The sequence below is a fragment of the Marinimicrobium sp. UBA4509 genome (assembly GCF_002388575.1).
In the GTDB taxonomy this organism is placed as follows: Bacteria; Pseudomonadota; Gammaproteobacteria; order Pseudomonadales; family Cellvibrionaceae; genus Marinimicrobium; species Marinimicrobium koreense.
The window spans coordinates 96519-118634 of sequence record NZ_DGMV01000027.1 but is presented as its reverse complement, the minus strand read 5'-3'; the positions used below and the strand labels follow the sequence as shown (position 1 = coordinate 118634).

The window sequence follows — 22116 nt, the reverse complement described above, 5'->3', positions numbered from 1 at the left end:
AAAGCACCAAACAGGATCCCCGATCCGTAGTAGCCAATATCGAAAATCGTGGTGCGGACGTAGAGAAAGGCTTTGTACAACACGGTTAAGGCTGTCCTTCGTGGTCTTGCGGATCGGAGGGGGCGGCGTCGGCCTGTTCGGGCTCTGACAGCAGCGCTGTCACCGCGGCCTCCAGGTGGTCGAAAATGCGCACCTGTTCCAGCTCGGCGGCATCCAGGAACGAGGCCAGTTCGGCTTCGGTCTCACGTCCGCGCCCGGTGCGCACCAGGCAGGGCTGACAGCCCTTGGTCAGGGCTGCTTGCAGATCTTTGCTGGTGTCGCCCACAAACCAGGCCGACTGCACCGAGGTGTTGAACACCGCCTCGATGGCATCGAGCATGCCGGTTTTGGGTTTGCGGCACTTGCAGTCCTCGTCCGGGTGGTGGGGGCAGTAAAAAATCGCCTCCAGCTTGCCGCCGTTTTCTTCCACCAGGGCGGTAAGTTTGGCGTGCATGGCCTCCAGGTCGTCCAGGTCGAAAAGGCCCCGGGCGAGGCCGGACTGGTTGGTGGCCACTACCGGTGTGAAACCGGCCCGACTGAGCCGGGCGATGGCTTCAATGCTGCCGGGAATGGGCTGCCATTCCTCGACGGACTTGATGTAATCGCCGGCGTCTTCGTTGATCACGCCGTCCCGGTCCAGAATGATCAGTTTCATGGCTCAGCCTTTCGCCGGAGCGAGCAGGGAAATATCGGCGACCGCCAGGAACAGGTCACCCAGTTGCTGCAGCAGTGCCAGACGGTTATTGCGCAGCTTGTCATCCTCCGCGTTGACCATTACCTGGTCGAAGAAAGCATCCACCGGCTCCTGCAGGTCCGCCAGTTGCGTCAGCGCCTCGGTGTAAGCGCGTTTGGCAAACAGAGGCTCGACCACCTTGGCTTTCGCCTGCACCGCTTCGGCCAGCGCTTTTTCGGCGGACTCCTGCAGCAGGGCGGGGTCGAGCTCACCGGCCGGCGCGCCGGACTTGGCCAGAATATTGGCTACCCGCTTGTTGGCGGCGGCGAGCGCCTGGGCCTGGGGCAACTGATAAAACTCGTGCACCGCCTTCACCCGCTGGTCGATATCCAGAGGATTGCTGACTTTGCGCGCACTCACCGCGAGGAACACTTCCACCGGAATGCCGGCGTCTTCGTACCAGGCGCGGAAGCGCTCGAGCATATAGTCCAAGATACGGTTGAGTGGAGCTCCCGCTTTGGGGGTTCCTGAGATGAGGCCGTGCAAGGTTAACGAGTCTACCAAAAGTTTGCGTAAGTCTAGGTCTAAGTTTTTCTCTACTAAAAGGCGCAAAGCTCCGAGACTCGCTCGGCGTAAAGCAAACGGATCTTTGGAGCCTGTAGGCTGCTGTCCGATGCCGAAAATGCCGGAAATTGTATCCAGGCGGTCCGCCAGGGCGATGATGGCTCCGGTAGTGGTTTCCGGCAGCGCGTCGCCGGCAAACTTGGGAAGGTATTGCTCCTTCATGGCCTGGGCGACTTCTTCGTGCTCGCCGTCGTTGCGAGCATAGTAGTAACCAGCGATGCCCTGCATTTTGTCGAATTCCAAGACCATTTCGGTGACTAGGTCAGACTTGCACAGTTGGCCGGCACGTGTTGCTAGCGAGGGGTTTGCTCCGATCTCTGCAGCAATTATGTGAGCTAAAGCCGCGATGCGCTCGGTTTTCTCGAACACGCTGCCAAGCTGTTTCTGGAACACGATGGGCTTGAGCTGCTCACGGCGACTTTCCAGAGTGTGCTTGAGGTCGGTATCGAAGAAGAAGGCAGCATCGGACAGGCGCGGGCGGATCACCCGCTCGTTGCCGTCGATGACCTGTTCCGGATCGTCGCTTTCGATATTGGCCACGGTGATGAAGTGGGGCATCAGCTTGCCCTGAGCGTCCACCAGGTGAAAGTACTTCTGGTGTTCTTTCATGGAGGCAATCAGCGCTTCGGCGGGCACGTTCAGGAAGCGCTTTTCGAAGTTGCCCAGCAGCGCCACCGGCCACTCCACCAGCGCGGTCACTTCATCCAGAAGATCGTCGTCGATCACCGCCGTACCGCCGACTTTTTTGGCTTCCGCGTCCACCTGCTCGCGAATCAGGTCCCGACGGGCGTCCATATCGGCCAGTACATAGCCGGTGGAGGCCAGCTTCTCGAGATAGTCGCTCGGGTTGAACAGATCCAGCTCGTGGTTGTAATGGAAGCGGTGGCCGCGGGTGCAGCGGTTGGCGCGCAGTCCGAGCACTTCGGCGTCGACGATTTCGTCGCCGTAGAGCATCACCAGCCAGTGGGCCGGACGGACAAATTCGGTGCGGCTGGCGCCCCAGCGCATGCGCTTGGCGATGGGCAGCTTGGCCAGGGCGTCATTGACGATATCGCCCAACAGCTCTACCACCGACTGGCCGCCGGCCTTGGAGCGGGCCACCAGTTTGTCCGCCTTGCCGTCATTCTCGGTGGTCAGCTCGGTCACGCTCAGGCCGTTTTTACTGGCGAAGGCCTCGGCGGCCTTGGTGGGGTTGCCGTCCTGATCGAAGGCAATCTTGGCCGGCGGGCCGTAGGTGACCACCTCTTTGACCGGGGTCTGCTCGGCCAGGTCTCTTACCAATACCGCCAGGCGGCGCGGGCTGGCGTAGGCGTGAATGGCATCGTAGTCCAGATCCTGGGTGTCCAGGCCGCCGGCGATGCCCTCGCGCAGGGCGTTCATCAGGGTTTTCAGGGCTTTGGGGGGCAGCTCTTCGGTGCCCAGTTCAAACAGAAAATCGGCACTCATTGGTCGTCTCCCTCTGCCGCGAGAAGTTCATTGCGCAGGGCTTCGGGGGCCAGGGGGAAGCCCAGGGCCTTGCGGGCGTCGAAGTAGGCCTGAGCGACGGCCCGGGCCAGGCTGCGCACCCGCAGAATAAAGCGCTGCCGTTCAGTCACGGAAATGGCGTGACGGGCGTCCAGCAGGTTGAACGCGTGGGAGGCCTTCATCACCATTTCATAGGCCGGCAGGGGCAGCCCCTCCCCGATCAGGCGCTCGCTCTCGCGCTCGTAGACATCAAAACTGTTGAACAGCGACTCGGTGTCGGCCTGCTCGAAGTTGTATTTGGACATTTCCACTTCGTTCTGGTGGAACACATCGCCGTAGGTGACCTTGTCGCCCGCCGGGTTCACGGTCCAGACCAGATCGTAAATGGAGTCCACCCCTTGCAGGTACATGGCAATCCGCTCCAGACCATAGGTGATCTCGCCGGTGACCGGGTAGCACTCGAGGCCACCCACCTGTTGGAAGTAGGTGAACTGGGTGACTTCCATGCCGTTCAGCCAGACTTCCCAGCCCAGGCCCCAGGCCCCGAGGGTGGGCGATTCCCAGTTATCTTCCACAAAGCGGATGTCGTGGATCGCGGGATCAATGCCCAGCTCCTTCAGCGAACCCAGGTACAGCTCCTGAATGTTGGCCGGGGAGGGCTTCATTACCACCTGAAACTGGTAATAGTGCTGCAGCCGATTGGGATTCTCGCCGTAGCGGCCGTCGGTGGGCCGGCGGCAGGGCTGCACGTAGGCGGCGTTCCAGGTTTCCGGGCCGATCGAGCGCAGGAAGGTGGCCGGGTGAAAGGTGCCCGCGCCCACTTCCAGGTCCAGCGGTTGCAGGATCACGCAGCCCTGGCGTGCCCAGTAGGATTGCAGGGCGAGAATCAGCCCCTGAAAGGTACTGACATCGGGCGAGTGGGCGCCGGCGGGGGTTTGACTGTCTGACACGGGTAACCTGCCTCCGAGCATGAGGTCGAGAAATTGAAGTCGCGTTATATAACGCGCCAGTCGCCAGGACGCTGATGGTGCACCAGGGCCCTGAGCGAAAACAGCCGCGAATTATAGCGGTAGTTGGGGGGTGATTGGTACGGCTGGTTGCCGTAAACTGCGCGCACTTTGGCGATTTAACGGTGGTTTAGGCATGAAAGAACGGTTCGCCGTATGGATGTTGAAGCTCCTCGGGCGCCTGCCGTTGTCTGTGGGGCGAGTGTTCGGCGGCTTTGCCGGCTGGCTGATGTGGCTCAGCAGTGGCCGCTCTGCCCGTATTACCCGGCAGAACCTGGCACTGTGCCAGCCCCATATCAAAGATCGGGCCCGGGAGCGGCTGGTGCGCCAGAGCCTCACCGAGACCGGCAAAACCGTCGCGGAGGCGGCGGCGGTCTGGCTGCACTCCTGGGAATGGCTGCAGCGGCATATTGTCGAGGTGGAAAACGACGAGGCGCTCAAGACGGCCCTGACCGAAGGGCAAGGTGTACTGGTTCTTGCGCCCCATTTAGGCAACTGGGAAGCGGTTGGTCCCTTTCTGGCCAGCTACGCCCGTTTGACGGCGCTCTACCAGCCGCCTCGTCAGCCGGCACTGGACGAGATGATTCTCAAAGGGCGCAGCAAAGACAATATCGATATGGCGCCGACCAATCGCCGAGGAGTCAGTCAACTGCTTAAAGCGCTGAAGCGGGGTGAGATTGTCGCGATTCTGCCCGACCAGGTGCCCGAGCGTGGCAATGGTGCGGAAGTGGCGCCCTTCTTCGGGCAACCGGCGCTTACCATGACACTGGTGCACGGTCTGATTCAACGCACTGGCTGCAAGGTCGTGAGTGTGTTCGCCCAGCGGGTTCCAAAAGGTTTCAAAATGGTGGTTCTGCCCGCAGACGAACGGATATACGCGGAGGATGCGGCTGAGTCAGTCGCCGGCCTGAACCGCAGCGTGGAAGACTGTGTGCTCAGAGCGCCGACCCAATATCAATGGGAATACAAGCGGTTTCGCCGGCTACCGGATGACTACGCGCCCCGCTATTGAACAATTTCCAGGCCTTAACCTTTGTAACGCAGGCCGTTGACGCCGCCAGCCCCCGCACTGGGGTACACTGTATGAATATGATCATCAATCGGAAGGGAAACATGAACAACCGTCCCCTGAAATGGGTGGCCTTGCTGCCGTTATTGACACTCCTCTCGGCGTGCAGCACCCATCACGTTCTCGTCAAAAAAGCGGATATGGAAGCCGCCAATCAGTGCCTGTTGGCACAACAGCAGCGCGATCTGACTTTTGAGCAACAACAGCAGCAAATTGCCGAGGCGCTGGAGCTGCTGCGCCAGAGCATTGAGCTGCAGCAACAGGATGAGCAAGCGCTGCGCGATCTGGTTGAAAGTGAACGAGACGGGCGTGAGTCCAGGGGCGCTGGTAGCGAATGTGCGCAGGGCCTGGCTCTGCCGGTTCCCGGTGACGCCATGGACAAAAAGGTCGTAGGTGCCAAAGAGCGGGTACTGCTGACGGACCTGGGAATTGTTTTGCAGTCCCGGGTCGACACGGGCGCGACCACCTCCTCCATGGACGCCCGGGAGATTGAGATCTTTGAGCGCAACGGTGATGAGTGGGTGCGGTTCAAAATTCACGACCCGGCCCTGGACCAGCTGGTGGAGCTGGAACGTCCCCGGTCGCGCAAAGTCCGTATTATTCAGGCCAGCAGCGAAGATGTTGAAAAACGCCCGGTGGTGGAAATGCGCATCACCATGGGCTCCTTGACCCAGATGGCGGAATTCACCCTGTCAGATCGCAGCCATATGGAGTTTCCCCTGTTAATTGGCCGCAATGTCCTGCGCGATGTCATGTTGGTAGACGTCGCCCGGGATAATATTACCGAACCCAAACCGCCCAAACCTTCGGATGTCGACAAGAGCACTGACGAATGACCCAATCCCGCGTCCCCTTCTACCTGATTGTGGTGAGTCTGGTGGTGGCCGGGTTGGCGACCGCCTGGGCCCGGCATGTGGAAATGGAGCTGCCCTTCTGGCCCGGTGAGCAGCGGCCGGTCTGGTTGGTGGAAGCCCGGGTCGATTTTCAGGCCACCGGGGGCGAGGTGCTGGTCAGCCTGGATTTGCCCGATAATCCGCCGGATTTCCGCCTGCACACCGAACACGCAACGTCCCCCGGGTACGGCTTCTCCATCATCGAAGAGGGTGGTGATCGCCGGGGGGAGTGGTCCAAACGCGAAGCGAGGGGGCCTCAAACGCTGTATTACAAAGCGCAACTGATCGGTGGTGTGTCGGAAGTAGGGCCGCAACCAAGCCCCGATGATGAGCAACAAGCGCCGAAGCCCCGCTCACTGTACTGGGAAGAGCCGCAGGATACAGCGGCCAATCAGTTGTTGTCTCAGGCGTTGGAGACATCCAGTACCCCCGAGAGCCTGACCCGCGAGCTGATCAAGCGACTGAACAACCCGACCGGCGATCAGAATGCGTCGTTGCTGATCGAAGAGGTGGGCAGTCGTTCCCTGCTGCTGGAACGGCTGCTGAACCAGGCCGATATTCCCGCCCGCCAGGTCATGGGTCTGTTTCTGGAAGACGCCCGTCGCCGCCAGACACTGACCCCGATGGTGGAAGCCTACAATGGCGAGGAGTGGGTGCTGTTCAACCCTCAGACCGGTGAACAGGGCGTGCCGGAGAACTTGGTGCTCTGGCATCGCGGCGGAGCGTCCCTGCTCGACGTCACCGGGGGGCGAAACTCCGGGGTCAGCTTCTCCATGATCCGCCAGACCGTGCCCGCTGAAGAGCTGGCGGTGGCGCAATTCAGTGACAGTGCCTTCGCCCTGCTGGGGGTTCAGCAGCTTCCCATTGAAGAGCAGAGCATGTTCAAAATGCTTTTCCTGTTGCCGCTGGGTGCATTGGTCGTGGTGTTCATGCGCATTATTGTGGGCCTCAAAACCTCCGGTACCTTTATGCCGGTACTGATCTCCCTGGCGTTTCTGCAAACCTCACTGCTGCCCGGCCTGATCAGTTTTGTGGTGGTAGTGTCGCTCGGGCTGATGCTGCGCAGCTACCTCTCACACCTGAACCTGTTGCTGGTGGCCCGGATCGCGACGCTGGTGGTGCTGGTGATCTTCCTGATTTCGATGCTGAGCCTGCTCGGCTATCAGTTGGGATTCAGTACCGGTATGACCATCACCTTTTTCCCGATGATCATCATCGCCTGGACCATCGAGCGCATGTCGATTCTCTGGGAGGAGGAAGGTGCCCACGAAGTGGTGATTCAGGGCGGGGGCAGTCTGCTGGTGGCGGTGATGGCGTATCTGTTGATGCAACTGCCCCTGGCCAACCATCTGAGCTTCAACTTTCCGGAGCTGAACCTGGTGATCCTGGCGTTGATCATGCTGATGGGCCAATACACCGGCTATAAATTGTCGGAATTGCGCCGGTTCCGGGCCATGGCGCTGGAGCAGGAAGCCGCCGCGGGGTCGGACAAACCATGAAGTGGATCAGCCCCTGGCGTCTGAAAAAGCTGGGTATTCTCGGCATGAATGCCCGCAACCGGGAGTTCATTGGCCGCTACAATACCCGCTCGCGCTATCCGCTGGTGGATGACAAACTGAAAACCAAACTGCTCACTGAGGAGTTTGGTTTGGCAACGCCGGCCCTGCGCTTTGTGGTGTCGGAGCAGCACGCGATCAGCCACATCGAGAAACAGCTTCACGAACTCGATGGCTTCGCGGTGAAGCCCGCCAAAGGCTCCGGCGGTAAAGGCATTCTGGTGATTACTGGCCGCAATGGGGGCAAGTTTGTAAAGGCCTCCGGAGCGGAAATTGACATTGAAGAAATCCGTCGGCACATGTCCAACACTCTCGCCGGTCTGTACTCCCTGGGGGGCAAGCCCGATGTGGTGATCGTCGAGGACCTGATTGAGTTCGACGATATTTTTGAGGGCTATTCCTACGAGGGCGTGCCGGATATCCGTGTGGTGGTCTTCAAAGGCTACCCGGTGATGGCCATGCTGCGCCTGGCCACCCATGCCTCCGATGGCAAGGCGAATCTCCACCAGGGCGCCGTGGGCGTGGGGCTGGATATTGCCACGGGACGCTGCCTGAAGGCGGTCCAGTTCGGTCTGGGCGTCTCCTTGCACCCGGACACCAAGAAGCCCCTGAACGAAATCAAGGTGCCGGACTGGCGCTCAATGCTGGTGCTCGCCTCGCGCTGCTATGGAATGACCGGTCTGGGATACATCGGCACCGACATTGTGCTCGATAAAAGCCGGGGACCCCAGCTCCTGGAGCTCAATGCCCGTCCGGGGCTGGCGATTCAGGTGGCTAACGGCTTGGGACTGCTACCCCGATTGCGCCATATTGAGTCCCTGAAGGCCGGCCTGCACAAGACGCCGGAGGCCCGTGTGGATTATGTGATGAAGGCCTTTGCCGAAGCGATTCCCGAGGACCCGGCGGCCGGGCCAGCCCAGAAAATTGCCTGATTCCCTTCGGTTTACGCGCAAACCGCCGATACGCTAGTGTATCCCCCTGACACCAGACTCACTTCGGACTCCGGGACTGCCCATGAACGGTAAGGCGCAACACGCCCAGAAACTGCTGCTTTTCAAGCTTACGCCTACTCAGAGCTTTGCGATGGGCACGCTCAAGGTGCGTGAGATCATTCCCTATACCCGTTTCAACCGCATTCTGCAGGAACACCCGGCGATTCTCGGCGCGACCACCGTGCGGGGCAAAACCATTCCGGTCATCGATATGGCGGCGGCGGTGGGCTACAAACCCTTGTCCGACGAGGAGATGCGTCAGGGGTCGATCATCATAACCGACTGCCAGCGCAAGGACATTGGCTTTCTGGTGCGCGGTATCGACCGGATTGTGGATGCCAACTGGAAAGAGGTGAAGGCGCCCCCGCAGATGCTGGGCAAGAGGGCCTTTGTCACCGGCCTGTATATGCACGAGGATCAGGCGGTTCAGTTGATCGACCTGGAACTGCTTTTTGCCCAGGTTTACCCCGATCCGCCGGGCCGCCGTCGGGCGGTGCTGACCGATGTCCAGCGTGAACAGCTCAAGCCGCTGAATATCCTGCTGGTGGACGACTCCCATGTGGCCCGCAAGCAACTCCAGGATGCGCTGGACGGACTGAATATTCCCTACCAGGTACTGACCAATGGCGAAAAAGCCCTGCAGCGAATGCGCCAGGCGGCCAAAGGCAACAACGCCATTGATATTCTGGTGAGTGATATCGAAATGCCGGGGCTCGACGGTTACGAGCTGGCCTTCAGCGTGCGTGACGACAAGGCGCTGAGCCACGCTTACATCATTCTGCACACCTCACTGAACAGCGAAATGAGTGTGAGCTATGCCCATCAGGTTGGTGCCAATGAAGCGCTCACCAAGTTCGACGCCGAGGAGCTGGTCCACGCTATGCTTCGCGGCGCCAAAACACTGACCGAGGGCTGATTAAAGCACCATGACGCCTTCGGCTTCGAACAGCGCGCCCTTGGGTAACTGGTTGATACCCACCGCAGCACGGGCGGGGAACGGCTGGCGGAAGTGGCGCGCCATGACTTCGTTGACCACGGTAAAGTTGTCCAGATCGGTCAGATAGAGGTTCAGCTTGACGATGTGGTTCAGGCTGCCATTGGCGGCTTCACACACGGCGGCCAGGTTTTTAAAGACCTGCTCGGCCTGGGCTTCAAAGCCTCCGTCCACCAACTCCATGGTTTCCGGGTTCAGCGGAATCTGGCCCGACAGGTAAACGGTATTGTCGACTTTGACGGCTTGCGAGTAAGTGCCGATGGCCTCCGGGGCCTTATCGGTGTGGATCACGGCGCGGTTGGTCATAACAGAATCCTTCGGTAATGCTCTGCGTGGGAAAACCACTCAGTATAGTGATTGGCGGGCGTCAGGGCCAGATATTGCGCGGCGCCCTCATCGAGACGCCCTGCGCGAGCTACCCGAAATGGGGTACAATGCGCGCCTTTGTGGTGCAGCCCACCATAAGCCTCTTTCCCCACAAACGACAATCACAACAACGCTCCGAATGACGGTATGCAGCACAGTAGGCGGCATGCCGGCGGTGGCGTCGTTCACAGTTACGGACCGCACATGACCACTTCCACCAGCCCGACCCTGACCAAAGCCCAGATGTGGCTGATCGAAATCGCCCTGGCCGTGGGCGGTTTTGGTATCGGTACCGGGGAGTTCGCCACCATGGGCCTGATGCCGGGTATCGCCGAGGGTCTGGGGGTGAGCGAGCCTCAGGTCGGTCATGTCATCAGCAGCTACGCACTGGGTGTGGTAGTGGGGGCACCGCTGCTGGCGGTGTTTGGCGCGCGGCTGTTCCGGCGGCACTTGCTGATCGGTCTGATGGGCTTTTACACCCTGGCCAATATCGCCAGTGCCCTGGCGCCGAGCTATGAGTCGCTGCTGGCATTCCGGTTTATTGCCGGCCTGCCCCACGGTACCTATTTCGGGGTGGCCGCTCTGGTGGTGGCCAGTCTGGCGCCGCCCAGTGATCGGGGCAAGGCGGTCAGCCGGGTGATGATCGGGCTGACCCTGGCGGTGTTGATCGGCAACCCGCTGGCAACCTGGCTGGGTCAGTCCATCAGTTGGCGCTATGCTTTTGTCCTGGTCGCGGCGGTGTCGTTTCTGACGGTGATCCTGATTGTCATTTACCTGCCCCTGGACCGAAACCAGCCCCGTAACCGCCCGGTGGCCGAACTCAAGGCGTTTCACCGCCCTCAGGTATGGCTGGCCCTGATGATCGGTGCCACCGGCTTTGCCGGCGTCTTCTGCGTGTTCAGCTATCTGGCCCCTACCCTGCTGTACGTCACCGAGGTGGAAAAAGGCTGGATTCCCATCGCCATGGCGACCTTCGGCGCGGGCGGCTTTCTGGGCAATATTCTCGGCGGCTGGTTGTTCGACAAATTCCAGTTCAAGGCGGTGGGCGGCGCGTTGCTCTGGAGCCTGGCGGTGTATCTGGTGTTCCCTTCGGCCACCGGTGAGCTGTGGAGCATTCTGATGATGACCTTCCTGGTGGGCACGGTGGCGGCGGTATCACCGCCCCTTCAGACCCACCTGATGGATGTGGCGGTGGGCGCCCAGACCCTGGCTGCCGCCTCCCACCACGCGGCCTTCAATACGGCGAATGCCATTGGCCCTATGCTGGGAGGCCTGGCGATTTCGGCGGGCTTGGGTTGGAGTTCGACGGGTTATGTCGGTGCCACCACGGCCGTGGCGGGGCTGGTGTTTTTCGCATTGGCCTGGCGGATGGAGCGGCGTCAGGCTTAAAAAGGCCGCGAGCGGAGTGGTCAAACCTGGCAAATCATGAAAAGGCCATCAAAAACTAATATAAATCATATTATTGGTGGCTGGATGTGTTTTTTTGATCATCAGAGCAATATTATTTCGTTATATATATAAAAATAGGCATAAAAGACACTCATTTATCGCTCCGGCGATAGATCCTGACATTCAAAACTGAGTCGGAACCCGATAACCTTCATGGTAATTCTTCCGGCGCCTGTTACTCTCATTGCTTATCCCCAGGCGCCGTATCGGCCGTCCATGCGCTTTGGTTCAGGAGTAATGAGTGACCCACTATGAATGACAGGTTTGATCCGGCTGAGCATGCCCACCGACGCCTGAACCCCATGACCGGTGACTGGGTGTTGGTATCTCCACATCGTGCCAAACGCCCCTGGCAGGGGCAGTCCGAGGATCCCGATACCCATCGCCGACCGGCGTACGATGCCACCTGTTACCTCTGCCCCGGTAATCACCGAGTAAACGGTGAGCCGAATCCCGATTATGCCGCGACCTATGTGTTCGACAACGACTTTGCGGCGCTCACACCGGATACACCGGTCACGCAGGACCAGGATCCACTGTTTACTCTGGCGTCCGAACAGGGCTGCAGTCGGGTTATCTGCTTTTCGCCCGATCACAGTAAGACCTTGCCCGAGCTGGGTATCGATGAACTGGAGCGTGTTGTGGCCTGCTGGTGTGAGCAGACCCGGGAACTGGGTGAGCAGTACCGCTGGGTGCAGGTGTTTGAGAACAAGGGGGCGATGATGGGGTGCTCCAACCCTCACCCTCATGGGCAAGTATGGGCGCAGCAACAGCTGCCCACATTGGCGGCGCGAAAACAGGAACGGTTTGCCCGGTATTTCCAGGAGCGGGGCCGCACCATGTTGGACGATTATGTCGAGCGCGAAACGGCACAACAAATCCGGGTAGTGTTTCAGAACCAGGACTGGTTGGTAGTGGTTCCCTATTGGGCGGCCTGGCCCTATGAAACCCTGCTGCTACCGCGCTTTCCCATAGCGCGCTTATCGGAGCTCAGCACGGACCGCTTCCGGTTACTGGCGGAGGCTATCCAGCACTTGACCACTCTGTACGATAACCTGTTTCAAACGTCTTTTCCCTACTCCATGGGTTGGCACGGCGCCCCGTTTGACGGAGAGAGTCACCCCGAGTGGCGGTTGCACGCTCACTTCTTCCCGCCCTTGTTGCGCTCGGCGAGTGTGAAAAAGTTTATGGTGGGATATGAAATGTTGGCGGAAGCGCAGCGCGATCTCACGCCCGAACAGGCGGCAGAACGTTTGCGGGCTTTGCCCCGTGTTCACTACAAACAGCAGGTGGAATGATGGACGAAACGGAAAAACTGACACAGTCTTTCGAGCGCACCTTTGGCCGCCGGCCCGAAACGGTGGCCTATGCCCCGGGGCGCGTCAATTTGCTGGGTGAGCATACCGACTATAACGGCGGTTTTGTCTTTCCAGCAGCCATCAATTTTGGCACCTGGGTGGCCGCCGCCAAACGCCCGGATCGGAAGGTGTCGGTGTTGGCGTTGGATTATTCTGGGGACGCCAGTCATTTTTCTCTCGACGATATCACGCAGGATCCGGTTCAACCCTGGAGCAACTATGTGCGAGGTGTACTCAAGGCGTTAATGGTCCGGCACCCCGTGGGCGGATTGGAGCTGACCATCACCGGTAATGTGCCACAAGGCGCGGGGCTGAGCTCTTCCGCTTCCCTGGAGATTGCCTTGCTCAAAGCGATCGCCAGCCTTTATGAGTTGCCTCTCTCTGGCGTCGATGCGGCGTTGCTCGGCCAATGGGCCGAGAATGAATTTGTCGGCTGTTCCTGCGGCGTAATGGATCAGATGGCCTCCGCGCTGGGAAAGCAGGGGGGCGCTCTGCTTCTGGACTGTGAGTCGCTGCAGTTTGAGCATCGTGCTATTGACCCCGAATTCCAGATTGTCATCGTCGACTCAAACGTCAAGCGCGGACTGGTGGGAAGCGAGTACAACCTTCGTCGTCAGCAATGTGAGCAGGCTGTCGGCGTGTTGGGGGTCAATTCCCTGAGAGAAGTCGATATTGAGAGCCTGCTACAGGCACAATCAGCGATGTCGGATGTGGTGTTCCGTCGGGCACGCCATGTGGTGTCAGAAAATACGCGAACCCTGGCAATGGCCCGGGCATTGGCTGAATCCGATTACCGAGCCGTGAGCCGGCTGATGGCGCAATCGCATGACTCTATGCGGGACGATTTTGAAATAACCGTGCCGCCAATCGACACGCTGGTTTCAATTATTCAGCAGGTGCTGGGTGCGCAGGGGGGCGCTCGAATGACCGGCGGTGGGTTTGGCGGATGCGCGGTTGCGCTAGTGCCGACGAACCTGATTGAAGATGTGCGACGCGCCGTGGCCGAGGAGTATCACAAGCGCACGGGCTTGCGGGCGCAAACCTATGTCTGTACACCGGAGAACGGCGCTTTTCTGGAGTGAGCCGACCGGCTTGATACCCAAACGGGCGGCGGCGACCCTTTGGCGCCAATGAATCAGTTCTTCGCCCGATTGATCCGAAGGACAAAGCTCAGGTTACGCACCCGGCGCATGATATTGGCCAGGTGAATGCGGTTGTGCACGCCGATGCAAAGGTTGATGACGCTGTTGTGGGCGTCCCGTTCGTTCACCTTGATGTGCTCAATGGAGCCGCCCTGCTCGGTCACCCGGGTGGCCAGGGTGGCGATGATGCCCCGCTCGGACTCCACTTCCACCCGCACATCCACCAGGAACTCGCCGGTGACCGTGGGCGCCCAATTGACGTAGCTGATTTTCTCCGGTTTGTGGCGCAGCTCGGTTATGTTGCGGCAGGTGTCCTGGTGGACCACCAGGCCCTTGCCCGAGCTGATGTGACCGATGATCGGGTCGCCCGGAATCGGGCGGCAACAGCGGGCGAAGGTGATCATCATGCCTTCGGCGGAGTCGATGGTCAGCGGTGAGTAGATGCTGCCGCTGGGGGGATTGACGTCGGCGTCCGGCTGCAGCAGTTTGGCTACCGCCTGCGCGACCCGGTTGCCCAGGCCAATATCCTCGAGCAGGTCCTCCATGGACTTCATCTGGGTGGCGGTGAGCAACTGCTTTTCCTGCTCTTCGCTCAATTGATCCAGCTTGAGGCCGACATCCGCCAAGGAGCGGCTCAGCAGTCGCTTGCCCAGGGCGACCGACTGGTGGTGGCGCTGGTGCTTGAGGAAGTGGCGAATGGCGCTGCGGGCCTTGCCGGACACGGCGAAATTGAGCCAATTGGGGTTGGGCTGGGCGCCCTGGGAGGTAATGATATTGACCTTCTGGCCACTCTGCAGCGGCTGAGACAGGGGCGCGAGCCGGCCGTTGATCCGGCAGGCGACGCAGTTGTGGCCAATGTCGGTGTGGACCGCGTAGGCGAAGTCAATCGGCGTGGCCCCGTGGGGCAATTCGACAATGCGTCCTTTCGGGGTGAACACGTAGACTTCGTCGGGGAACAGGTCGATTTTGACGTTCTCGATGAACTCCAGCGAGTCGCCCGCCCGACGCTGCATCTCCAGCAGGCCCTGAACCCATTGGCGGGCGCGACTGTGGCTGATGCTCTCGTCACCGCTATTCTTGTACAGGAAATGGGCGGCGATGCCGTTGTTGGCCATTTCGTCCATTTCCTTGGTGCGAATTTGCACTTCGATCGGGACGCCATGCATGCCCAGCAGCACGGTGTGCAGGGACTGGTAACCATTGGCCTTGGGGATGGCGATATAGTCCTTGAACTCTCCGGCAATGGGTTTGTACAGGTTGTGAATGACGCCGAGGACCCGATAACAGGTGTCCACGCTGTCCACGATGATGCGGAAGGCGTAAACATCCATGATTTCCTTGAAGTACTTTTTTTTCTGGCGCATCTTCTCGTAGATGCTGTACAGATGCTTTTCCCGGCCAATCACCATGGCGATCAGCCCTTCCCGCTCCAGCCGCTTTTCAATGGCGGTCTGAATCTGCTCGACGAGCTCTTTGCGGTTGCCCCGGGCGGTTTTCAGGGCCGCCTGCAATCGGCTGGCCCGCAGCGGGTGCATGGCGTAGAAGCCGCGGTCTTCGAACTCCAGGCGGATGTCATTCATGCCCAGGCGGTGGGCGATAGGGGCGTAGATTTCCAGGGTTTCTTTGGCGATACGGCGTTTCTTGTGGGGCGGCATGGCGCCCAGGGTGCGCATGTTGTGCAGTCGGTCGGCCAGTTTGACCAGAATGACCCGCAGGTCGTTGGCCATGGCCAGAGCCATTTTCTGGAAGTTCTCGGCCTGCTTTTCGGCGTGGGATTCAAACTCGATCTGGGTCAGCTTGCTCACCCCGTCCACCAGTTCGGCCACGGTATCGCCAAACTGCTTGGCGATGGCCTTTTTGCTGATGCCGGTGTCTTCGATGACGTCGTGCAGCATGGCGGCCATCAGGCTCTGATGGTCCATGTGCATGCTGGCGAGGATGTCGGCGACGGCCAGGGGGTGGGTAATGTAGGCTTCGCCGCTGCGGCGCCGTTGTCCGTCGTGGGCTTGTTCCGCGTAAAAGTAGGCCCGCTTCACCAAATTGATTTGGCTGTACTCGAGGTAGGATGAAAGCCTGTGACTCAAGGCTTCGATCGTCTGCAAGGCCTTACTCCAAACGAGGCCGGGGCGGACCCGGCCGGGTATTAAATGGCGAGGCGCTTACTCGTTGCCGGGCTGGGCCTCAGTCTCCTGAATGTGTTCGGCGCTGGGCGCTTCCTGGCGAATCGGCTCGTCAGCCTCCAGCAGAATGCTGGCATCGACAAAGCCTTCCTCGATTTCGCGCAGCGCGATGACGGTGGGCTTGTCGTTCTCTTCCGGAACGTGCGGGTCTTTTCCGCCCACGGCGAGCTGGCGGGCGCGCTTGGCGCTGACCATCACCAGTTCGAAACGGTTGTCGACGTGATCCAAGCAATCTTCAACGGTAATACGTGCCATAGTGTCTCGTACTCACAGTATTGATATGGCGTCGGTATCCTGGACCTTCAAGTGGTCCGGGCGCCGGCGCCGGGAAATTCGGGAATCGGACCGGATATTGTACACAATTTGCGCGCCGTGCGTCAGCCCAATAACTCGTCCAGCATGGCTTTGTGAACCTGCTCCTGCCGGTCGCGTCTAAGGTGTTGGCTGGTGATCAGGGCCTGGAACTGGGCCAGTGCGGTGGTGAAGTCATCGTTGATGATCAGATAGTCCGCGTCCCGGTAGTGGGAGATTTCGTTGATGGCCTCGTTCATACGGGCCTCAATGACCTCCGGCTGATCCTGACCGCGCCCGGTCAGACGCTGGCGCAGGGCCGCCAGCGACGGGGGCAGAATGAACAGGCTGACGGTGTCCTGAAGTTGCTCGCGAACCTGCCGGGCGCCCTGCCAGTCGATTTCCAGGATGACGTCCAGCCCCTGGTTGAGGGTATCTTCCACCCAGTGACGGGAGGTGCCGTAGAGGTTGCTGAACACCTGAGCGTGCTCCAGAAAAGCATTCTCGGCGAGCATGGCCTCAAAGCGGGCGTGGTCCACAAAGTGGTAGTTTACGCCATCCTGCTCGCCGGGGCGCATGGGGCGAGTGGTGTGAGACACCGAGACACAGACTTCCGGGCTGGATTTCACCAGGGCGTTGACCAGGCTGGTTTTGCCCGCACCGGAGGGGGCGGAAACGGTGTAGAGAATGCCTTTGCTGCTCATGAAGCTGCTCTTCTCGGGTCGGTCTGGGTTGAGTGGGTAACGCCGGCAATGCAGGGCGACTTTGGCGCTAAAAAACGGCATTATGACACAGCTTTAACCGGGGTTCATCGACCGGACACCGGCGAGAATCGACCAATGAGGTGAATGTGACACAAGGTATGACGAAAGCGGCCGCCGCCGAGCGGTTGAATGCCAGCGAGGCCTTTGTGCAGCGGATGATCGACAAAGGCCGCCTGGTGCCCGACGAGGCGGGGCTGCTTGACCCGCAGCGGGTCGACGACCTGGCCCAGCTCCTGGAGCGGCTGCGCGAAAACGGTGTGGGCACCGTGATCGGGCTGATTGATGAGGAACTGGGCCCGGAAGATAACGCCTGACGAACCGACCGATTAGAAAGTGGTCGCCGCCATCAGCCACAGTTTGCGGGTATCCGTGGCGAACTCATCGGCGCTGTAGTCCGCGTACTTCAGGGTCAGGCCCACCGGCCCCACCTTGGTGCCAGCTACCAACCCGAGCTCGGAGCCATAATCGGCATCCCCCTCATTGGCGCTCAGGTCGTGATACACCAGCGTCAGGTTCACGGGCCCGACCGGTCGCCCCACACTGAAGTACATATCCTCTACCCCGGTGGCGGGCGTTGCCAGAAACTTGTCCGTCCAGCCCTGGAAGGCGTGCAGCGTGGCCAGGGGTGTGGCGAACGCCGCGGCGCCGTCATCCGAGCCCAGCACCTCGTAGCCCAGTTTGAGATTGAACCCCTCCCCCTTGGCCAGCCCTTCGGCCATCAGGTAGCTTGCGGAATAGTCGGTCGGGTTGTCGCCCGCCTCACTTTGGGCGGCGTACTCCAGGTTGTAGCTGAAGGTCTCGTTGACGGTGCCCTGCCAGCGCAGCCCCAGGGTATCACTGGCCAGCCCCGGCGCCGTCTCGTTGTCCAGCAGATAGGCGTAGGCCACCAGCGTGCCGGCATTAAGCCCGGTGTATTTGCCGTTGAGCAGATGGCTCTGATGCTTGTGATCGCCACCGGCCACACTCTCACCAAAAATGCGGTTCACGTTGTGCACGTAGGCGTAGAACAGCTCGAATTGATCCACCGCTTTGCTGCTGACCGAGAATCCGTCGTAGGTCTGCTCGTTCTGGCGCCAGCCGACGCCACCGACAAAGCGTTGATTGTCCAGCAGAATGCGTTGGCGGCCATACTTCACCTGGGTGGCGCCGGCCTGATAGGCCAGGTAGGACTGGTTGATCTCGGTGCCTTCCGGGTCGGCGATGACGGCGGTGCCCGGGTTGATGCCGGTGCCGTCGTTGTAGTCAACATCGGTGATCGCGGTGGTGTCGTCCATCTCCAGCAGCAGGTTGAAGCCTTCATAGCGTCCGGAGGCATAGGTCAGGCGGGTTTTTTGAGTGAAGGCGCTGGCGCCTTCCACGTCGTCCTGGTCCACATCTTCGAAACGGGTGCGCAGATGCAGTTGGGTCTCGCCGCTTTGCAGGGCTTCGACAATACCGTTTTGAGCAACAGCGGCCGGGGCGCTCAGGCATAGGGCGAGCGAGGCGCTCAGGGGATAAGTCATTCTGTGCATTGCAGGTTTCTCCAGTTCTGTAATCGGGTAATGGATTTTTGGTAAAAGATGTTTTTGTCTATAGAGCAGCTAGCCGGTAATTTTCAATTTTTGTGCCCAACTTTTTTTGGCCTTTCGTTTGGCGCCAATGGATTCAATCTTCTTCTGCTTCTCGTACAGAAAACGCAGCACGGCACTGCGGCACTCGTTGTACTCGGGGCTGTCCACCAGATCGAGTCGGTTCCGCGGGCGCTCCAGGGATACGGGCAGAACCTCTCCGATGGTGGCTGATGGGCCGTTGGTCATCATCACGATCCGGTCGGACAGTAAAACCGCCTCATCCACATCGTGGGTGATCATGATGACCGTGTTGCCCAGGGTGGCCTGAATGTCCATCAGCGAATCTTGAAGGTGTGCGCGGGTCAGTGCATCGAGCGCGCCGAAGGGTTCATCCATCAGTAACACCTGCGGCTCCATGGCCAGCGCCCTGGCAATGCCGACCCGTTGCTTCATGCCGCCGGAAATTTCACCGGGGCGCTTGTGCATGGCGTGGGTCATCTGTACCAGTGCCAGGTTGTGTTCGATCCAGTCACGCATTTCCGCCCTGGACTTCTGACCCTTGAAGACCTGCTTGACCGCGAGTGCGACATTGTCGTAAACCGTCAGCCATGGGAGCAGCGAGTGATTCTGAAACACCACTGCACGCTCGGGTCCCGGAGAGTTCACTTCCCTGCCATTGAGCACCACGCCGCCACTGGTGGCTTGATACTGACCGGCGACTATATTGAGCACGGTGGATTTACCGCAGCCGGAATGGCCGATCAGCGAAACAAACTCGCCCTGACCGATTTTCAAGTTTACATCCCTGAGTGCGTTGAACGGACCTTTGGGAGTGGGAAAATCGATCCCGACCTGGGTTAATTCGAGGTGAACTTGACTCATATCAAACTCCTTGGTTAGCGAGAGATCGCTGTTTTATCCCAGTTGACGCGGCTCTGAATCAGCAGTAGACAGCGGTCCAGCAAAAAGCCAATGAACCCGATCATCAATACTGCGACGCAAATGCGTCCGAGGGAGTTGGAGGACCTGTTCTGGAATTCGTCCCAGACAAATTTTCCCAGCCCCGGGTTCTGGGCGAGCATTTCCGCAGCAATCAATACCATCCAGGCAATACCCAGTGACAGCCGAAGTCCGGTGAACATCATGGGAATGGCCGAGGGCAGTACAATGGTTTTTACATGAGTGAACCAGTTGAGGCTCAGCACCCGACTGACGTTGAGCAGGTCGCTGTTAATGCTGGCGGTGCCCACGGCGGTGTTGATCAGGGTTGGCCAGATGCTGCACAGCGCCACGGTAATCACCGAGGTGATAAAGGACTTTTCAAACATCGGGTCATCGCTGACGTAAACCGCGCTCACCACCATGGTGACCAGCGGTAGCCACGCCAAAGGGGATACCGGTTTGAATATCTGGATGATCGGATTGATTGCCCTGTAGGTGGTAGTACTCAGGCCGATGACTATCCCCAATGGAATAGCCACCGCAGTAGCCAGAAGAAAGCCGGTCATCACGGTAAACAGGCTGGTAACTATCTGATCGAAAAATGTCGGACGACGGTTATAGTCCCGAAAGGTGAGCTGTGCATCTGGATTCTTGTCCAATTGCCGCTCGTGACGCTTCTCCTGTCGTTCGTAAAACGCTTGCGCCCGAAGATTCTCCGACTGGTGTTCATCGATCAGGTTCTGCCACTGCTCAAAGACGGCAGCGGGCCCGGGAAAGGTGCCCAGCGAGGTGTTTACCTGCTGGGCGCCGATGTGCCAGGCGCCAATGAAAAGAGCCAGTCCAATCAAGGGCAAGGTGATGGCGCTGACGATGTTCGTCAACCGGTCGCCGCTGATGGGCCAGCGAAACCACCTGGGTTTCTGAAAGGTTGTGGAAGTCATGGTGACGTCCTCCGGGTAAGGTTGGGCGATTTGCAGCGCCCAACATATCTAAATGCGGGACTACAGGGTGTCGTTCTGTTTCAGACCGATTTCCAGTGATTCGATGTAGTTGGTCGGCTTGGTCCCGTCGTAAGTAATGCCATCGAGGAAATCATCCTGCGGGGGCTTGAAGCCGGACTCGTTGGCAAAGTCGGGGAACTCGTCGGCGACCGCATAATCCTCTGCAATAAGCGCTTGGGCTGCCTGCGCATAAATGTCCGGGCGATAGACCTTTCGGGCTATGTCGAAGTACCACGCATCTGGTTTGGATTCGCTGATCTGGCCCCAGCGGCGCATCTGCGTGAGGTACCAGATGGCGTCCGAGTAATAAGGATAGGTCGCGTTGTGGCGGAAAAATACATTGAAATCCGGAGCCTCTCGGGTATCGCCTTTTTCATACTCGAACGTGCCGGTCATGGAATTGGCAATCACTTCATAGTCGGCCCCGACGTAGTAGGGCTGAGAGAGAATTTTCGAGGCTTCCTCCCGGTTGGCGTTATCGTCTGCATCCAACCATTTGGCCGCACGAATCAGCGCCTTGGTCAGGCGAATGGTGGTGTTGGGGTACTTTTCGGAGAACTCCCGGGTTATCCCAAACACTTTTTCGGGATTGTTTTTCCAGATTTCGTAATCCGTGATGACGGGCACACCGATGCCTTTGAAAACGGCCTGTTGATTCCAGGGTTCCCCCACGCAATAGCCGTGAATAGTGCCTGCTTCAAGGGTTGAAGGCATCTGGGGTGGTGGCGTTACACTCAAGAAGGCGTCGGCCTGCCTCTGGCCGGAGGTGTCTCCTTTGTGGGGAGCGTAGAACCCCGGATGTATACCGCCGGCGGCGAGCCAGTAGCGGAGTTCATAGTTGTGTGTGGAAACGGGAAACACCATTCCCATTTTGAAGCTTTCACCTTTTTTGGCCATTGATTCAATGACCGGCTTCAGGACATCGGCATGGATCGGATGTTGTATTTTTCCATCTGCGCCGGTTGGCAAGTGAGGTTTTATTGCCTCCCAAACCTGGTTGGAAACGGTAATGCCATTGCCGTTCAGGTCCATGGAAAAGGGGGTGATGATATCGGCTTTGGTGCCGTAGCCAATGGTGGCCGCCAGTGGTTGACCGGCCAGCATGTGAGCGCCGTCCAACTGCCCGTCGATCACCCCGTCCAATAACACTTTCCAGTTCGCCTGAGCTTCCAGCTCGACGAAAAGGCCTTCATCCTCGAAGTAGCCTTTTTCCAGTGCAATGGCCAAAGGGGCCATGTCGGTCAGCTTGATGAAGCCAAACCGCAGGTCTGCTTTCTCGGGTGGCCCAACGGCCAATGTGGAATGGCTCATTAAAGCAATCAATGCAAATCCCAACCGTTTTGAGATCTGACAAAAGCAGGATGATAGAGGGCGTCGCAATGAGCGACGCAAAGAGCGAAGCGCGTCAAGAAAGGTGTTCATTGTTGACTCCTGAAAAGTGAAAAACACGGATGACGGAACTGATCGTCATGTGTCGCTGACTGTTCGACAGGAACAATCAGATGGCTTGGCTCACGATCGCAAACTAAAGGGACAAGTGAATGTCGGGTGCACGAGCTGGTGTATTCAAAAGCTGTGCCAACGAAACGACGACTGAGCAGATCCAGGAAATTTCCCGTAAATGAGGGGAGGGTTGGCCGATTTGCACAGCGGTGGACCGAAAAACAGAGAGGTGCTTCATCGTGGGTCAGGATAATCCAGCTGTGTTTGGCTCAAGCGCGGGCATGACGACAGAAAGAGTGCGCCAAGTTGGTACGGTGGA

The 22116-nt window shown here is 59.1% G+C and carries 20 protein-coding genes; 9 read left to right on the top strand and 11 right to left on the bottom strand.

Going from position 1 to position 22116, the window contains the following annotated elements:
• Window positions 1-85: 85 nt before the first annotated feature.
• From gmhB to glyQ, 3 genes are read right to left on the bottom strand one after another with little or no spacing between them, the layout of a single operon-like run.
• On the bottom strand, window positions 86-694 hold the full coding sequence (gene gmhB, locus B3520_RS03540) for a D-glycero-beta-D-manno-heptose 1,7-bisphosphate 7-phosphatase (protein WP_286804624.1): 609 nt from the start codon (window positions 692-694) through the stop codon (window positions 86-88).
• A gap of 3 nt (window positions 695-697) precedes the next feature.
• On the bottom strand, window positions 698-2782 hold the full coding sequence (gene glyS / locus B3520_RS03535; protein ID WP_286804623.1) for a glycine--tRNA ligase subunit beta: 2085 nt from the start codon (window positions 2780-2782) through the stop codon (window positions 698-700).
• Window positions 2779-3750, bottom strand: a complete 972-nt coding sequence (glyQ, locus tag B3520_RS03530; RefSeq protein WP_024461667.1) for a glycine--tRNA ligase subunit alpha — start codon at window positions 3748-3750, stop codon at window positions 2779-2781. Before glyQ ends, glyS begins: the two co-directional genes overlap by 4 nt.
• Before the next feature lie 193 nt (window positions 3751-3943).
• Here glyQ and B3520_RS03525 point away from each other — a divergent pair, with 193 nt between their 5' ends.
• The 5 genes from B3520_RS03525 (at window position 3944) to B3520_RS03505 (ending at window position 9233) form a co-directional block, all read left to right on the top strand.
• Window positions 3944-4819 carry a lysophospholipid acyltransferase family protein gene (locus B3520_RS03525; RefSeq protein ID WP_286804622.1) on the top strand — a complete coding sequence of 292 codons (876 nt, stop codon included), beginning with the start codon at window positions 3944-3946 and terminating at the stop codon, window positions 4817-4819.
• Between the two features lie 101 nt (window positions 4820-4920).
• Window positions 4921-5712, top strand: coding sequence for an ATP-dependent zinc protease (locus B3520_RS03520; protein ID WP_286804620.1), 792 nt, complete (start codon window positions 4921-4923; stop codon window positions 5710-5712).
• The gene (locus tag B3520_RS03515; RefSeq protein ID WP_286804619.1) at window positions 5709-7268 is read left to right on the top strand and encodes an inactive transglutaminase family protein; all 1560 of its coding nucleotides are present in this window, start codon (window positions 5709-5711) and stop codon (window positions 7266-7268) included. Before B3520_RS03520 ends, B3520_RS03515 begins: the two co-directional genes overlap by 4 nt.
• Window positions 7265-8257 (top strand): alpha-L-glutamate ligase-like protein, encoded by a 993-nt coding sequence (locus B3520_RS03510; protein ID WP_286804618.1) that lies wholly within the window; start codon window positions 7265-7267, stop codon window positions 8255-8257. The genes B3520_RS03515 and B3520_RS03510 overlap by 4 nt, the downstream gene beginning before the upstream one ends.
• A gap of 82 nt (window positions 8258-8339) precedes the next feature.
• Window positions 8340-9233: a chemotaxis protein gene (locus tag B3520_RS03505; protein WP_286804617.1), complete on the top strand. Its 894-nt coding sequence runs from the start codon at window positions 8340-8342 to the stop codon at window positions 9231-9233.
• Here B3520_RS03505 and B3520_RS03500 read toward each other — a convergent pair whose 3' ends face one another.
• Window positions 9234-9617 (bottom strand): RidA family protein, encoded by a 384-nt coding sequence (locus B3520_RS03500; protein ID WP_123638667.1) that lies wholly within the window; start codon window positions 9615-9617, stop codon window positions 9234-9236.
• A gap of 264 nt (window positions 9618-9881) precedes the next feature.
• Between B3520_RS03500 and B3520_RS03495 the strand changes: the two genes are divergently transcribed.
• The 3 genes from B3520_RS03495 to galK all read left to right on the top strand — a co-directional run bounded on the left by B3520_RS03495 (window position 9882) and on the right by galK (window position 13566).
• The gene (locus B3520_RS03495; RefSeq protein ID WP_286804616.1) at window positions 9882-11066 is read left to right on the top strand and encodes an MFS transporter; all 1185 of its coding nucleotides are present in this window, start codon (window positions 9882-9884) and stop codon (window positions 11064-11066) included.
• Between the two features lie 311 nt (window positions 11067-11377).
• Window positions 11378-12424 (top strand): UDP-glucose--hexose-1-phosphate uridylyltransferase, encoded by a 1047-nt coding sequence (locus B3520_RS03490; protein WP_286804615.1) that lies wholly within the window; start codon window positions 11378-11380, stop codon window positions 12422-12424.
• Window positions 12424-13566, top strand: coding sequence for a galactokinase (galK, locus tag B3520_RS03485; RefSeq protein WP_286875422.1), 1143 nt, complete (start codon window positions 12424-12426; stop codon window positions 13564-13566). The genes B3520_RS03490 and galK overlap by 1 nt, the downstream gene beginning before the upstream one ends.
• A 53-nt stretch (window positions 13567-13619) precedes the next feature.
• Here galK and spoT read toward each other — a convergent pair whose 3' ends face one another.
• The 3 genes from spoT to gmk all read right to left on the bottom strand — a co-directional run bounded on the left by spoT (window position 13620) and on the right by gmk (window position 16801).
• Window positions 13620-15728 carry a bifunctional GTP diphosphokinase/guanosine-3',5'-bis pyrophosphate 3'-pyrophosphohydrolase gene (spoT, locus tag B3520_RS03480; RefSeq protein WP_286804613.1) on the bottom strand — a complete coding sequence of 703 codons (2109 nt, stop codon included), beginning with the start codon at window positions 15726-15728 and terminating at the stop codon, window positions 13620-13622.
• 57 nt (window positions 15729-15785) lie between these two features.
• Complete coding sequence (rpoZ, locus tag B3520_RS03475; RefSeq protein WP_024461656.1) at window positions 15786-16061, bottom strand: DNA-directed RNA polymerase subunit omega; 276 nt, start codon at window positions 16059-16061, stop codon at window positions 15786-15788.
• Between the two features lie 122 nt (window positions 16062-16183).
• Window positions 16184-16801 (bottom strand): guanylate kinase, encoded by a 618-nt coding sequence (gene gmk, locus B3520_RS03470; RefSeq protein WP_286804612.1) that lies wholly within the window; start codon window positions 16799-16801, stop codon window positions 16184-16186.
• A gap of 158 nt (window positions 16802-16959) precedes the next feature.
• Here gmk and B3520_RS03465 point away from each other — a divergent pair, with 158 nt between their 5' ends.
• Window positions 16960-17175, top strand: a complete 216-nt coding sequence (locus B3520_RS03465) for a hypothetical protein (protein WP_265366328.1) — start codon at window positions 16960-16962, stop codon at window positions 17173-17175.
• A gap of 12 nt (window positions 17176-17187) precedes the next feature.
• On the opposite strand, the gene B3520_RS03460 is transcribed toward B3520_RS03465, so the two are convergent.
• From B3520_RS03460 to B3520_RS03445, 4 genes are all read right to left on the bottom strand, one after another.
• Window positions 17188-18372 carry an alginate export family protein gene (locus tag B3520_RS03460; protein WP_286875420.1) on the bottom strand — a complete coding sequence of 395 codons (1185 nt, stop codon included), beginning with the start codon at window positions 18370-18372 and terminating at the stop codon, window positions 17188-17190.
• Between the two features lie 69 nt (window positions 18373-18441).
• The gene (locus B3520_RS03455; protein WP_286804609.1) at window positions 18442-19293 is read right to left on the bottom strand and encodes an ABC transporter ATP-binding protein; all 852 of its coding nucleotides are present in this window, start codon (window positions 19291-19293) and stop codon (window positions 18442-18444) included.
• A 14-nt stretch (window positions 19294-19307) separates the two neighbouring features.
• Window positions 19308-20294, bottom strand: a complete 987-nt coding sequence (locus B3520_RS03450) for an ABC transporter permease (protein ID WP_286804608.1) — start codon at window positions 20292-20294, stop codon at window positions 19308-19310.
• Window positions 20295-20354: 60 nt separating this feature from the next.
• Window positions 20355-21665: a CmpA/NrtA family ABC transporter substrate-binding protein gene (locus B3520_RS03445; protein WP_286804607.1), complete on the bottom strand. Its 1311-nt coding sequence runs from the start codon at window positions 21663-21665 to the stop codon at window positions 20355-20357.
• Window positions 21666-22116 lie beyond the last annotated feature (451 nt).

Coding starts and splice junctions, on each gene's coding strand:
- B3520_RS03490 (WP_286804615.1), top strand. CDS start 11,378: ATGAATGACAGGTTTGATCCGGCTGAGCATGCCCACCGACGCCTGAAC.
- B3520_RS03445 (WP_286804607.1), bottom strand. CDS start 21,665: ATGAGCCATTCCACATTGGCCGTTGGGCCACCCGAGAAAGCAGACCTG.
- B3520_RS03505 (WP_286804617.1), top strand. CDS start 8,340: ATGAACGGTAAGGCGCAACACGCCCAGAAACTGCTGCTTTTCAAGCTT.
- B3520_RS03500 (WP_123638667.1), bottom strand. CDS start 9,617: ATGACCAACCGCGCCGTGATCCACACCGATAAGGCCCCGGAGGCCATC.
- gmhB (WP_286804624.1), bottom strand. CDS start 694: ATGAAACTGATCATTCTGGACCGGGACGGCGTGATCAACGAAGACGCC.
- B3520_RS03510 (WP_286804618.1), top strand. CDS start 7,265: ATGAAGTGGATCAGCCCCTGGCGTCTGAAAAAGCTGGGTATTCTCGGC.
- gmk (WP_286804612.1), bottom strand. CDS start 16,801: ATGAGCAGCAAAGGCATTCTCTACACCGTTTCCGCCCCCTCCGGTGCG.
- B3520_RS03450 (WP_286804608.1), bottom strand. CDS start 20,294: ATGACTTCCACAACCTTTCAGAAACCCAGGTGGTTTCGCTGGCCCATC.
- B3520_RS03460 (WP_286875420.1), bottom strand. CDS start 18,372: ATGCACAGAATGACTTATCCCCTGAGCGCCTCGCTCGCCCTATGCCTG.
- B3520_RS03520 (WP_286804620.1), top strand. CDS start 4,921: ATGAACAACCGTCCCCTGAAATGGGTGGCCTTGCTGCCGTTATTGACA.
- galK (WP_286875422.1), top strand. CDS start 12,424: ATGGACGAAACGGAAAAACTGACACAGTCTTTCGAGCGCACCTTTGGC.
- B3520_RS03525 (WP_286804622.1), top strand. CDS start 3,944: ATGAAAGAACGGTTCGCCGTATGGATGTTGAAGCTCCTCGGGCGCCTG.
- B3520_RS03465 (WP_265366328.1), top strand. CDS start 16,960: ATGACGAAAGCGGCCGCCGCCGAGCGGTTGAATGCCAGCGAGGCCTTT.
- B3520_RS03455 (WP_286804609.1), bottom strand. CDS start 19,293: ATGAGTCAAGTTCACCTCGAATTAACCCAGGTCGGGATCGATTTTCCC.
- rpoZ (WP_024461656.1), bottom strand. CDS start 16,061: ATGGCACGTATTACCGTTGAAGATTGCTTGGATCACGTCGACAACCGT.
- glyS (WP_286804623.1), bottom strand. CDS start 2,782: ATGAGTGCCGATTTTCTGTTTGAACTGGGCACCGAAGAGCTGCCCCCC.
- B3520_RS03515 (WP_286804619.1), top strand. CDS start 5,709: ATGACCCAATCCCGCGTCCCCTTCTACCTGATTGTGGTGAGTCTGGTG.
- B3520_RS03495 (WP_286804616.1), top strand. CDS start 9,882: ATGACCACTTCCACCAGCCCGACCCTGACCAAAGCCCAGATGTGGCTG.